The organism is Candidatus Eisenbacteria bacterium (assembly GCA_035577985.1).
Taxonomy (GTDB): Bacteria; Desulfobacterota; Binatia; order DP-6; family DP-6; genus DATJZY01.
The window spans coordinates 1-11,157 of sequence record DATJZY010000181.1 but is presented as its reverse complement, the minus strand read 5'-3'; the positions used below and the strand labels follow the sequence as shown (position 1 = coordinate 11,157).

Annotated in this window: 12 protein-coding genes; 5 read left to right on the top strand and 7 right to left on the bottom strand. The window is 70.3% G+C overall.

Annotation, left to right across the window (positions count from 1 at the left end):
* Positions 1-2: 2 nt before the first annotated feature.
* Positions 3-1,940, bottom strand: coding sequence for a DUF1302 family protein (locus tag VMS22_25640; GenBank protein HXJ37426.1), 1,938 nt, complete (start codon positions 1,938-1,940; stop codon positions 3-5).
* A 184-nt stretch (positions 1,941-2,124) separates the two neighbouring features.
* On the opposite strand from VMS22_25640, the gene VMS22_25635 reads away from it, so the two are divergent.
* The gene (locus VMS22_25635; GenBank protein ID HXJ37425.1) at positions 2,125-3,183 is read left to right on the top strand and encodes a transglycosylase SLT domain-containing protein; all 1,059 of its coding nucleotides are present in this window, start codon (positions 2,125-2,127) and stop codon (positions 3,181-3,183) included.
* Positions 3,184-3,292: 109 nt separating this feature from the next.
* A complete protein-coding gene (locus tag VMS22_25630; GenBank protein HXJ37424.1) occupies positions 3,293-4,207 on the top strand; it encodes a cyclase family protein in 915 nt (304 codons plus the stop codon).
* A gap of 37 nt (positions 4,208-4,244) precedes the next feature.
* On the opposite strand, the gene VMS22_25625 is transcribed toward VMS22_25630, so the two are convergent.
* From VMS22_25625 to VMS22_25600, 6 genes are all read right to left on the bottom strand, one after another.
* The gene (locus tag VMS22_25625) at positions 4,245-5,255 is read right to left on the bottom strand and encodes an MBL fold metallo-hydrolase (protein ID HXJ37423.1); all 1,011 of its coding nucleotides are present in this window, start codon (positions 5,253-5,255) and stop codon (positions 4,245-4,247) included.
* A 2-nt stretch (positions 5,256-5,257) separates the two neighbouring features.
* On the bottom strand, positions 5,258-6,133 hold the full coding sequence (locus VMS22_25620) for an LLM class F420-dependent oxidoreductase (protein ID HXJ37422.1): 876 nt from the start codon (positions 6,131-6,133) through the stop codon (positions 5,258-5,260).
* Positions 6,134-6,175: 42 nt separating this feature from the next.
* Entirely contained in the window at positions 6,176-6,763 is a 588-nt protein-coding gene (locus VMS22_25615) for a DJ-1/PfpI family protein (protein HXJ37421.1), read from the bottom strand.
* A 9-nt stretch (positions 6,764-6,772) separates the two neighbouring features.
* Complete coding sequence (locus VMS22_25610; protein HXJ37420.1) at positions 6,773-7,780, bottom strand: GlxA family transcriptional regulator; 1,008 nt, start codon at positions 7,778-7,780, stop codon at positions 6,773-6,775.
* A gap of 198 nt (positions 7,781-7,978) precedes the next feature.
* Positions 7,979-8,197 carry a cysteine rich repeat-containing protein gene (locus VMS22_25605; protein HXJ37419.1) on the bottom strand — a complete coding sequence of 73 codons (219 nt, stop codon included), beginning with the start codon at positions 8,195-8,197 and terminating at the stop codon, positions 7,979-7,981.
* A gap of 56 nt (positions 8,198-8,253) precedes the next feature.
* The gene (locus tag VMS22_25600) at positions 8,254-8,781 is read right to left on the bottom strand and encodes a CBS domain-containing protein (GenBank protein ID HXJ37418.1); all 528 of its coding nucleotides are present in this window, start codon (positions 8,779-8,781) and stop codon (positions 8,254-8,256) included.
* 218 nt (positions 8,782-8,999) lie between these two features.
* On the opposite strand from VMS22_25600, the gene VMS22_25595 reads away from it, so the two are divergent.
* The 3 genes from VMS22_25595 (at position 9,000) to VMS22_25585 (ending at position 10,833) form a co-directional block, all read left to right on the top strand.
* A complete protein-coding gene (locus tag VMS22_25595; protein ID HXJ37417.1) occupies positions 9,000-9,158 on the top strand; it encodes a hypothetical protein in 159 nt (52 codons plus the stop codon).
* Between the two features lie 6 nt (positions 9,159-9,164).
* Positions 9,165-10,319 (top strand): MFS transporter, encoded by a 1,155-nt coding sequence (locus tag VMS22_25590; GenBank protein ID HXJ37416.1) that lies wholly within the window; start codon positions 9,165-9,167, stop codon positions 10,317-10,319.
* Between the two features lie 130 nt (positions 10,320-10,449).
* On the top strand, positions 10,450-10,833 hold the full coding sequence (locus VMS22_25585; GenBank protein HXJ37415.1) for a flagellar basal body-associated FliL family protein: 384 nt from the start codon (positions 10,450-10,452) through the stop codon (positions 10,831-10,833).
* The last annotated feature ends 324 nt before the right edge of the window (positions 10,834-11,157 follow it).

The following is an 11,157-nucleotide window of genomic DNA, read 5'->3' as shown; positions in this document are numbered from 1 at the left end:
CCTCAGAAGACGAACTCGAACTGGAACCGGACGTTGTCGCGGTCGCGGACGGTCCCGAACTGCCCCGTGGGGGCTCCCGAGATGTGCGTGAAGTCGAAAATCACCCGGAAGGGGTCCCGCACGAGTTGTACTCCGGGCTGGAGGACCAAAGTGCCCTGCCAGTCGTAGAACATGCCGAGCGACGGCACGATCCGGCCCCCCGAATACGACGTGGTGATGAGCAGGGTCTGCAGGAAGTGGTTGTCGCTCAGGGGGTACAGGCGGGGTTGCAGCGGGCACGCGTGCTTCTTCCCGGGCTTGCCGCACCCACCGCCGAGGACGGCGAACTGGTTGTTCGGGTCGTTCGGGTTGCCGATGATCGGCGTCTGCGAGCCGACCGCAATGTTGCGGTACGGCACCGGCAGCACGAGGTCGCCCGGCGAGTCGAAGACGTGCTTGTAGAAGAGCTGCGTCGAGAAGAAGAACGTCTGTGTCGGGTTGAGGAAGCGGATGAAGCGGTTGACGTCGAGGCCGAGCGACATGTTGAACGAGTCGCGCTTCAGCACCGTGCCGTACAGTGGCTGCTTGCGCGCGCCGAAGGGGTCGATGAACGTCGGGTAGACGAACGGATTGAGACCGCCCTCGGTGTTGTTCTGGGCGACGAGCCGGTTGTATCCGGGGGTTCCCTTGGCGGCGAGCGTGTCGTTCGGGTTGCCTCGGCCCTGGCGGTTCATCGGCTCGCCGTTGAAGTACGCGACTTCCGAGCGGACGATCGTGTACCAGGAGGGCACCGGGAACGTGATCGACGCGCCGCTGATCGGCACGCGCGGGAAGTTCTGGTAGGCGACCAGCGGATTGCAGAAGCGCGCCGTGTTGCTCGCGGTCGTCTCGCCGGCGCACTGCTTCACGCCCGGAAGGCGAAAGGAGACGCCGGGCACGTCCAGGTAGGTGTAGTAGTGCGCCAGGGTCGCAGTCACGTCCATGGCGGTGAACACGAGCCGAGCCCCTCCGCGGATGGCGGTGGGGTCCGGCGCCTTCACGATTGTGTTGATCGACGGGTTCGGGCTCGCGATGCCGCCGGGCGCCCAGGGCGAACCGTTCGGAATTCCCGGAACGGTCGCGACGCGGCTTCCGTTCGCCGCGAAGCCCTCGATGAACATGTCCTGCAGCGGCCCGACGTTGCCGATCTGGTAGCTGGTGCGGACCATCTCGATCGGGAGGCGGCGTTCGTCGAGGGCGATGAAGAATCCGCCGAAGCTGTCGTCGAGCGGATTGATGTTGTCGAGCAGGCGAAACACGTCGGTCTCGCCCCAGGCGAGCACCTGCCGGCCGACGCGCATGAAGAGCGGGCCCTTTTCCCAGTCGAGATAGGCGGTGAACAGCCGGTTGCGGATCTGCGCGTTGCGCAGCAGCCGGTCCGTTCGCTCGCGGATGTACGCTTCGGGAAGCTGCCGCGAGAGGTTCACGCCCAGCGCCGGGATCGAGATGTTCGGGACGTTCAGCCGAACCCGGCGCAGCTTGTCCGCCGATTCGCTGTACTCGCTCGGCCCGTAGGCGTAGATGCCCTCGCCTTCGAACCGGTACTCGAGCGTGTACTTCCACGTGGACGCGGTCTTCCAGCCGGTGGTGCCGAGAAGCTGATCGAAGAGACCGAACAGCCGCGCGAAGCCCCAGCCGCTGTTGGCGATCCGCGTGATGTCGTGATCGTAGTCGAGCTGAAGGAAGTAGCGGTTCTGGCGGACGTGGCCGACGCCGGAGCCGGGATAGTTGAGCGGGTTCGCGTCCTCGGCCCCGATCTCTTCGACGCCGACGCGCACGGCGGTGTACGCGCGCGCGCTCAGCTTCATGTCGCCCTTGGCGTCGAGGTCGTACGCCCAGCCGACGCAGGGACCGACGATCGTCGCGAACGCGACGACCAGTGGCAACGCGATCGTGAGCTGCCGCCGGATCGCTTTCGTCATCGAAACCCCCCTCCGATCGGCCGAAGCGTCTTATGTGTACGAGGCGCCGCCTTATAAGAAGCCGAGATGAAGGGTGTCAAGGATTTTGGCGGTTCGCTCGTGCCGAGCGGCGCCAATTCGGTTGCGAACCGCGCGCGGGTGGCCTACAACCGCGCCTTCACACACTCGAGCCCCGGAGGGACACATGGCGTGGTTCACACGCCGCGGTCTGGGGGGTTGCTGGTGGGGTGGAGGGGCGGCCGCGGTCGCATCGCTCGTAGTGATCCTGACGCCGCGCGTCGGCGTCGCGAACGAGAGCACAGTCTTCACGACGCCTCCCGGCATGGCGCCGGCGGTGCGATTCTGGGTCGACGCCTTCACCCGTTACGGCCGGAACGACGTCGCGATCGTCGACCGGGTCGAGCCCGGCGTCGTGTACGAAGTCGTCCGCGACGTCGCTCCGGGGGACGCTCGCCTCGTCCGCGAGCGCCTCGCGGCCGTCGCCGATCTCCTGACGGCGGCCGCGGTCCGGAGACCGGACGCCCACCTGCTCTTCGGGGTGCAACCCGCGAACGTCGAGGCGTTGGGGCGCCTTCGCATCCAGCGGGGCCTGCGCGAGACGTTCGCCCAGGGTGTGGCGGCCGAGCGGCTCTTCCGCCCTGCCGTCCACCGGGCGCTCGCCGACGCGGGCCTCCCCCTCGATCTCGCGGCGCTCCCGCTCGTCGAGTCGGCATATCATCCGGGCCGGACGTCCGAGGCCGGCGCGAGCGGGCTCTGGCAGCTCACGCCGGAGGTGGCCGAGAAGTACCTCGACGTCGGGGGCAAGTCCGACCAACGGCGGGACCCGTTTCGCGCGAGCCTCGCCGCCGCCCGCTACCTGCGGGATCTCTACGACCAGTTCGAGAGCTGGCCCCTCGCCATCACGGCCTACAACCACGGCCCGACGGGCATCGAGCGCGCGCGTCAGACGGCCGGCACCGACGACCTCGGCGAGATCGTCCGTCGGTACGACGGCCCGGGCTTCGGCTTCGCGTCGAGGAGCTACTACGCCGAGTTCCTCGCCGCCCGGCAGGTCCTGGGGCACGTGCCGGCGTACTTCCCCGAGCTGACGCGGGCCCGCATGGTCAGCTATCGCGTGAAGCGGGGCGACACGCTCGAGCGCGTCGCCAAGCGCCATGGCGTCTCGATTCCCTCGCTGCGCGTCACGAACGGAATCCGGTCGGCGATGATCCGTCCGGGCCAGGTGCTGCTCATCCGTCTGTAGTCGCGGCGTGGGACGCGGGAGTGGGGGGTGCTGGCGCCGCTTCGATTCGGCGCGAAGGTAACGGCCCGACGGGTCGCGCGAGCGTCGAGGATCGAGCTATGGGGAGCGCATGCCGGAGAATCGCGCTGCGCCGTCGACTGCAGAGGTGAGGGCGTTCCACCGGACTCTTTCCAATTGGGGACGCTGGGGAGAGCGCGATCAGTTGGGGGCTCTGAACCTCATCACGCCGGAGAAGCGCGTCGCGGCGGCAGCACTCGTCCGGACGGGACGGACGGTGTCGTGCGCGCGGGCGCTTCCGACCGAGCCCAGCGCGGACAATCCGAGCCCGGTCGTGCACCTCATGACGGGAACGGCGACCGAGCACTACGGCGGCGACTACTTCGCGCTCGCGCCGCACGGCTTCGCCACCACGCACATCGACGCCCTGTGCCACATCTTCCACGACGGGATGCTCTACAACGGCTACCCGATCGAGCGCGTGACGGCGCACGGTGCGCTCGAGCTCGGCATCCACGAGCTGCGCGACGGCGTCGTCTCCCGCGGCGTGCTGCTCGACGTGCCGCGCGCCCTCGGCGTCGCCTACCTCGAGCCGGGGCAGCCGATCTTCCCGGACGACCTCGAGCGCACGGAGCGTCAGCGCGGCGTGGGCGTCGAGGAAGGCGACATCCTGCTCGTCGCCACCGGTCGCTGGACGTGCCGCGACGAGCGCGGACCGTGGGATTCACGAGAGCGCCTGGCCGGGCTCGATGCATCGTGTCTGCCGTGGCTGCGCGAGCGCGGGGTCGCGGCCCTCGGCTGCGACGGCGTCTCCGACGTCCTGCCGTCGCGCGTCGACGGCGTCGTGCTCCCGATCCACACGGTCGCGATCGTCGCGATGGGGCTCCACCTGCTCGACAATCTCGACCTCCGCCGTCTGGGAGAGGTCTGTGGCGCGGAGCGCCGCTGGGCGTTTCTGCTCTCGATCGCGCCGCTCGTGTTGCGCCGCGGGACGGCCTCGCCGGTGAACCCGATCGCGATCTTCTAGTGGACCGACCCAAGACGTCGTCCTGAGTCGGCCTCCCTCACCAGGGACGCGTTTCGCCGACGGGCGGCGTCCAGGTGTCGTCGGCGGGGCGACCCAGCGCTGCGGCCGCGGTGTGGAAGCGGCCCGGCGGTTCGTCCGGGGGCTCGTCGGTGAGGTCGAACGTCCCGTAGTGGACGCCGATCACACGGCTCGCGCGCAGATCGGCGGCGGCGCGCACGGCCTCTTCGGGGTTCATGTGCATCCAGTGCATCATTGCGGCGGGCTCGTAGGCACCGATCGGAACGGCGGCAAGGTCGAAGGGGCCGAGCCGCTCTCCGATCTCGCCGAAGCCGGTGAAGTATCCCGTGTCCCCTGCGTAGTAGAAGCGGCGCGTGGGGCCGCTCACGACCCAGCCACCCCACAGCGTCTCGTTCCGATCGAAGGGGCTGCGCGCGCTCCAGTGCTGCGCCGGCACGCAATGCACGACGACGCGCCCGACGGGGCGCGCGTCCCACCAGTCGAGCTCCTCGACGTTCTCGACGCCGGCCTCGCGCAAGAGGGCGCCGAGGCCGAGCGGAACGAAGAAGCGCGTCGGTCCGAGGCGGGCGAGCGCGACCAGCGTCGGCACGTCGGTGTGGTCGTAGTGCGAGTGCGACACGACGACGAAGTCGATCGGGGGTAGGGCTTCGAGCGGGAGGCCCGGTTCGACGAGCCGCTTCGGGCCCGCGAACGAGAAGGGGCTCGCGCGCTCGGACCAGATGGGGTCGGTGAGGAACGTGACGCCGTCCATCTGCACGAGCACGGTCGAGTGCCCGATCCACGTGACCGTCGGGATGCTGTGCCGGGCGTTGTCGCGCAGGAACACGCCGTCGTTGGAAACGACGGGTGGCCTGCCGGAGCGGCCCGTGATGGTGGTCCACACGCGCCGCGCGAAGAACGGGAGCGTGACGTCGAGGCCGCCGTGGTCGGTGGGGGCGAGGTTCTGGAACCCGCCTGCGGTGTGATGCGGGGGGCTCGCGCCGGCGCTGCCGATGACGACGCACACGAGAAGGGCGACTCCGAGGCGCACCGCTAGCGCAGTAGCGCCGCGATCTCGCGCCACTCCTCTCGCGGCAGCTCGGCGGGGTTCTCGCGCAGGACCTGCACGCAGACGTGATCGGCGCCGGCCGCATGATGCGCCTTCACGCGCGCCGCGACGGCGTCGATGCCGCCCCACGCGACGATCGCGTCGACCAGCTTGTCGCTGCCGCCGCTGCCGACGTCGTCCTGCGTGAAGCCGAGGGCAAGGAGGTTGCGGACGTAGTTCGGGAGCCCGAGGTAGGTGGCCATGTGGGTGCGCGCGATCGCGCGCGCGCGGCCCGGATCCTTCTCGAAGACGACGGCCTGCTCGGGCGCGAGCAGCTTGCCGGGCCCGAGGATCTTGCGCGCCCGCGCCGTGTGCTCGGGTGGCACGAAGTACGGATGCGATCCCCACGCGCGCTCGCGGGCGAGTTCGAGGCTCTTCGGGTGGAGCGCGGCGATCACACGGGGCGGCGGCGAGGTCGGTGACGCGGCCATGAAGAGGGCCGAGTCCATCGCGTCGAGGTACGCCCGCAGGTACGAGAGCGGCTTGTCGTAGTTGTGACCGCGCATGCCGGCGACGAGCGGCGCGTGCGAGACGCCCATGCCGAGCAGGAAGCGGTCGGGGAATGCCTCCGCGAGCGTCTTCTGCGCGGCCGACATCGCCATGGCATCGCGGCCCCACACGTTCGCGATGCCGGTCGCGACGACGAGACTCCGGGTTCCGGCGAGCAGCAGGGCCGAATGCGTGAAGGCCTCGCGCCCGAGCGCTTCCGGAATCCACAGCGTCTTGAAGCCGAGCTCTTCGATCTCGCGCGCGGCCTCCTGCGCCACCGGCGTGGGGAAGATGTCGAGGAAGTGCCAGATGCCGACGCGTCCGAGGTCCATGCGGTCGTCGTACCCCGGTCGCGCGGTCGTGTCACGACCCGATCAGACGTGGGCGGTGTAGGGCGGCGCGGGATCGTACTCGATGGCGCGCTGCACCTGGCGCGCGAACTCCGCGTCGTAGAGCTGCCCGACGAGCCAGAGTGCCATGTCGATGCCCGCCGACACCCCGGCCGCCGTGACGACGTTGCCGTCGCGGACGTAGCGGCAGCCGCGCATGACGGTCACCTCGCCGCGCTGCTCGAGCACGTCGGCGTACATCCAGTGGGTCGTGACGCGTTTTCCGCGTGCGAAACCGGCCGCGTGCAGGACGGCGGCGCCGGTGCAGACGCTCGTCACCCACTTCGCGCGGCCGCCGACCCGGCGCAGCCACTCGAGCAGCACCGGGTTCTCCATCTCGACGACCGTGCCCTGGCCGCCGGGCACGAGCACGACGTCGAGCGCCGGTGCGTCGGCGAAGGTGTGGTCGGGGACGACACGCATGCCCTTGTTGCAGCGCACGGGCCGATCGTGCTCGGCGATCATGACGACCCGGCCCTCGCCCTTCAGCATCGCCGCCATGGTGAAGACCTCCCACGGCCCGGCGAAGTCGAGCTCCTCGGCGTTGTCGAACAGTACGATTCCGGTGGTCATGGCATCTCCTCAGTGCACGAGCGCGGAGCGGAAGCGGCCGCGGTAGGCGGTGGGTGGGACGTGCAGCGTGCGCAGGAAGGCGCGTCGCATCGTCTCGGCGGTTCCGAAGCCGCACGCGTCGGCGATCGCGTCGACGCCGTGGGGCGATTCCTCGAGCCGGCGCCGAGCCGCTTCGACGCGGACCTTCTCGACGTAGCGCGCCGGCGTCATGCCGACCTCGCGCGTGAAGACGCGCGCGAAGTGGCGCGGGCTCATGGCGACGCGGCGCGCGAGCGTCTCCACCGCGAGGTCGGCGTCCGGGTGGTCCACGATCCACGACAGGAGCTCGCGGATGGGTTGGCGATCGGCCGCCTGCACGGAGAGCTGCGCGCTGAACTGCGACTGTCCGCCGGGGCGGCGCAGGAAGAGCACGAGGTGGCGTGCCGTTTCGAGCGCGACGTCCCGCCCGAGGTCCTCCTCGACGAGCGCCAGCGCGAGGTCCATGCCCGCCGTGACGCCCGCCGACGAGTAGATGTTGCCGTCGCGGACGAAGATCGGGTCGCGGTCGACCTCGACCTTGGGGAACATCTTCGCCAGGGCGTCGCACCAGGCCCAATGCGTGGTGGCGCGCCGCCCGTCGAGCAGGCCCGCCGCGGCCAGGATGAACGTCCCCGAGCACACCGACCCCAGCCGCCGGACGCGCGGCGCGATGCGGCGGATCCACTCAAGCACGGTCGCGTTGCCGATCATGTCGCTCGTGCCGCGGCCGCCCGCGACGAGGAGCGTGTCGATGCCGCCCGTGACCGACCGGATGCCGCGATCGGCGACGAGCCCGACGCCCGATTGCGTCGTCAGGGGACCTGGCTTCGGCGCGAGGACCTCGATGCGATACGGGCAGAGCGGCGCGCGTCCCTTCTCGACCGCGGCTTCCCCGGCGCGCGCGAAGACCTCGAGCGGACCGATGACGTCGAGCATGACGGCTCCGGGGTACGCGAGCATCGCCACGGTGCGGACCTGAGCCTCGGTGGTACGCTTCATGTCCGCGAACATCGCCCGGCCGGCGGATGTCTGCAATGACAATCTCCCAACGGATTCTGCCACACTACCAACAGCGGGTGCCTGCGGTACCCGCACTTTGCCCCCGTGCGCTCCGCGCCGCAGGCGCGGTGCTCCGACGGGCGTCGGCGCCTGCGGCGCCTCCCCGCTCACCGAGCGGTCGGCGAGTTCGGGTCGGGTCTACTTCGCGTGCGCGATCATCGCGGTCTTGCAGGCGTCGGAGAGCTGCGCGGCGTGCTCCTGCAGACACGCCGCGATGCGTCCGCCACCCATCGGAACGCCGCTGCAGAACTTCTCCCGATCCGCCGCACAGGCCATCATCTGTGCGCCCGCGGGCGTCGCCCACCGCACGAGCGCCAGCGCAGCGAAGGCGACGACGACGATAGCCTTCTTCCTCATGGCCCTTCCTGTACCTTCCCGTCGCCGGGCTGTCGCGGCCGCGCCGGCCGACCGAGTCAGGCGCCGTCGCGCTCGGACCACACGTCCGCGCGCTCGGGATCGGGCGGCAGCGTCAGCACCTCGTTCGGGAAGAACGCGACGATGTAGTGGACGATGTCCTTCACCGACACGATCCCGACCGGCTTCCCGTCGCGATCGACGAGCGGCACGTGCCGGTAGCCGCCGACGCTCATGCGGTTGAGCGCCCAGACGATCGGGTCGTCGAGCTGCAGCGTTTCGGGTCCCGGCGTCATGAACTCCGCGATGGGCCTCGCGAGATCCGCGATCTCGACCTTGAGCAGGAGATCGCGCTCGGTGAGGATGCCGAGAAGCCGGTCGCCGTCGACGACCAGCACGCAGCCGATGTGATGCTCGCGCATCATGCCGATGGCCTCGCGCAACGTCGCGGCCGGTGGCACGCAGACGGGCGAGCGCGGGTTCAGCAGGCGGATGGGTTCGCGGATCGTGAGCGAGTTGAGCGTGCGCCGCGGCGTGATTTCGCGCTCCTCGAGGGCGATCAGATATTCCTCGATGTGCTCCGGCATGGGGGATCCCTCCTGCGGCTGACACGGGCGTCGCGATCACCCGAGTGGCCGAATCTCCGCCCGAAGCGCCGCACCTGTCAAGACGGTGCGAGCCCGATCATTTGCATTTCACGAGCCCCGCGGCCGCCGTGTAGGTGCAGATCGAAATGGGGCCGGGAACATGGCCTCGCCGCACCGCTTGCCGGTCGCGTACGGGACGTCGAGGACGACCATCCCCGGTGCCGTTCCCGTCCACCTTCCAGCCGGCCCCGATCGCGTGGCGATGGCCGGACGCGATCGCGTCGCGCCCTCGGCGCGATGCCCCGCTTCTCTCGGGCGACGACGAGGGCGAGCTGGCGGTGTGGGACGTGGGCGAAGCCGCCGGCCGCGTGCCATAACGCCGCATCCCACCCTCGGCGTACACCGCGCGGCTCGCGTACTTCGTCGTCTTCCTCGGCGCCGGCGTCTGGCTGCCGTACATGCCGTTGTACCTGGCGTCGCTCGGCTTCGGCGGCTGGCAGATCGGCCTGCTCGGCGCCATGGCACCGGGCCTGCGCTGGGCGAGCGCGATCGTGCTCGGCTGGATCGCCGATCGACGTCGCAACCGCCAGCGTCTGCTCGTGATCACGGCGGCCGCCGGATCGCTCTGCTTCGTTCCGCTCCTCTTCGTGCGCGAGTTCGGGATGCTGGTTCTCGTCTTCATCGGTGTGAACCTCTGCCACGGCACGCTCATCCCCATGGTGGACGCGATCGTGGTCGACCACCTGGAGGAGCTCGGAAACGACTACGGGCGCCTGCGGTTGTGGGGCTCGCTCTCGTTCATCGTGGGCGCGGCGGTGAGCGCGCCGCTTGTGGACGCATACGGCGCGGGGATCGTCCCCGCGCTCATCGTCGTGCCGAGCGTCTTCCTGGCACCGGTCATGTCCCTCTTGCCGCGCGGGCAACGCGGGCATCCGGAGCACGCGCAGCCGCCCTGGGCGCTCGTGACGCCGCCGATGGCGGCCTTCCTGGCGACGGTCTTCCTCGCCCAGGCGAGCTGCGGCGCCTGGGCGGGGTTCTTCGCGCTCCACGTCCGCGCGCTGGGCCTACCGAGCTCGCTGCCGGGCATCACGTTCGCGCTCGCCGTGGTGGGCGAGGTGGCGCTCTTCCACTGGGGACGGCGCGTGCTCGGATGGATCTCGCCGGGGGATCTGATCCTCGTGACGCTCGCCGTCACGGTCGTGCGCTGGATGCTCTCGGCGGTCGTGACGGCGCAGTGGGCCGTCGTGGCCGTGCAGCTGGGGCACGTCTTCACCTTCTCGGCATTCCATCTGGCCGCGGTCGCGCTCGTAGTCGAGCTGGTACCGCCCGCGAATGCCACCAGCGGGCAGTCGCTCTACGGGCTCGTCGGCTTCGGGCTCGGCGGGACGATCGGCATTGCGCTCGCCGGCGTGCTCGTCGATCGGCTGGGGACGCAGGGCCTCTTCTGGTTCGAGGCGGCGGTGGCGTCCGCCGGTGTCCTGCCAGCGTGGTGGCTTCGCCGGATCGTGGCACATGGGCGCGTCACCGGACATGTCTGAACACCGGTGCACGGCGGACTCGTCATTTTCGTGCGTCGCGGCGTCCTGATGCCGCGTGGCACATGGGCGATCCGCGACGGTGCGTGGTTCGACCGTGGCGCGGGCCTTGCTGCCCATACGGGGCGCGAAGATGGCGCAGCGCAAGGTTCCGCCGCTGATCGCGGCCTCCGTCGTGACGCTCGTGCTCACCATCGTGGGCTTCTGGGGCTGGGTCGCGACGGCGCCGGGCACGGTCGCCCACATCACGCGCATGCAGGCGAAGCTCAACGATGCGAGCTGCGTCTTCAGCGCGGACGTCGTCCTGCGCAATCGCGCCGACGAGTGGGAGTTCGAGCGCAAGCAGGTCCAGGTCCGGGCGGCCATCGTCGACCTTCTGCGCACCAAGAGCCGCTACATGGTGTCGAGCGCCGTCGCGCGCGAGGCGCTTCGCCTGCAGATGCTCCGGGAGGTGAACCGGGTGATGGCGGAGCCGGCGGCGCGGGAGCTGCAGTTCACCGAGTTCGTGTTGTCGTAGGGGCGCGGGGCGTCGGGGGCGTCGGGGGGGCGTCGGGGGGCGGCGCGAGGTCGGGGACGGGGCTTCGGCTTCGGCTCCGCCGCGCGACAAGACACACGGGACGTCACGGCCCTTGCGTTTCGTCGCGCCGCCTCGCAGGCGCCACCGCCCCGTCCCCGACCCCGCGCCGCTGCGCGGCGCATCGGCCCCTCCGCCCCACCACCTCTTGTGTTGGGGGGTGGGAATCCCAGCACTCAACGGGAAGTGAGGCGCTAGCGATGGTGCGTGGGGCGGGTGGCGAGGGCGGAGCGCCCTTGAGCCGCGCGGCGTTCCGTCGTCGCGAAG

What these genes read in the sequence shown, in the direction of transcription:
- VMS22_25585 (HXJ37415.1), top strand. Translation starts at nt 10,450, where the DNA reads ATGGCGCAGCGCAAGGTTCCGCCGCTGATCGCGGCCTCCGTCGTGACG.
- VMS22_25630 (HXJ37424.1), top strand. Translation starts at nt 3,293, where the DNA reads ATGCCGGAGAATCGCGCTGCGCCGTCGACTGCAGAGGTGAGGGCGTTC.
- VMS22_25610 (HXJ37420.1), bottom strand. Translation starts at nt 7,780, where the DNA reads ATGAAGCGTACCACCGAGGCTCAGGTCCGCACCGTGGCGATGCTCGCG.
- VMS22_25620 (HXJ37422.1), bottom strand. Translation starts at nt 6,133, where the DNA reads ATGGACCTCGGACGCGTCGGCATCTGGCACTTCCTCGACATCTTCCCC.
- VMS22_25615 (HXJ37421.1), bottom strand. Translation starts at nt 6,763, where the DNA reads ATGACCACCGGAATCGTACTGTTCGACAACGCCGAGGAGCTCGACTTC.
- VMS22_25600 (HXJ37418.1), bottom strand. Translation starts at nt 8,781, where the DNA reads ATGCCGGAGCACATCGAGGAATATCTGATCGCCCTCGAGGAGCGCGAA.
- VMS22_25635 (HXJ37425.1), top strand. Translation starts at nt 2,125, where the DNA reads ATGGCGTGGTTCACACGCCGCGGTCTGGGGGGTTGCTGGTGGGGTGGA.
- VMS22_25640 (HXJ37426.1), bottom strand. Translation starts at nt 1,940, where the DNA reads ATGACGAAAGCGATCCGGCGGCAGCTCACGATCGCGTTGCCACTGGTC.
- VMS22_25605 (HXJ37419.1), bottom strand. Translation starts at nt 8,197, where the DNA reads ATGAGGAAGAAGGCTATCGTCGTCGTCGCCTTCGCTGCGCTGGCGCTC.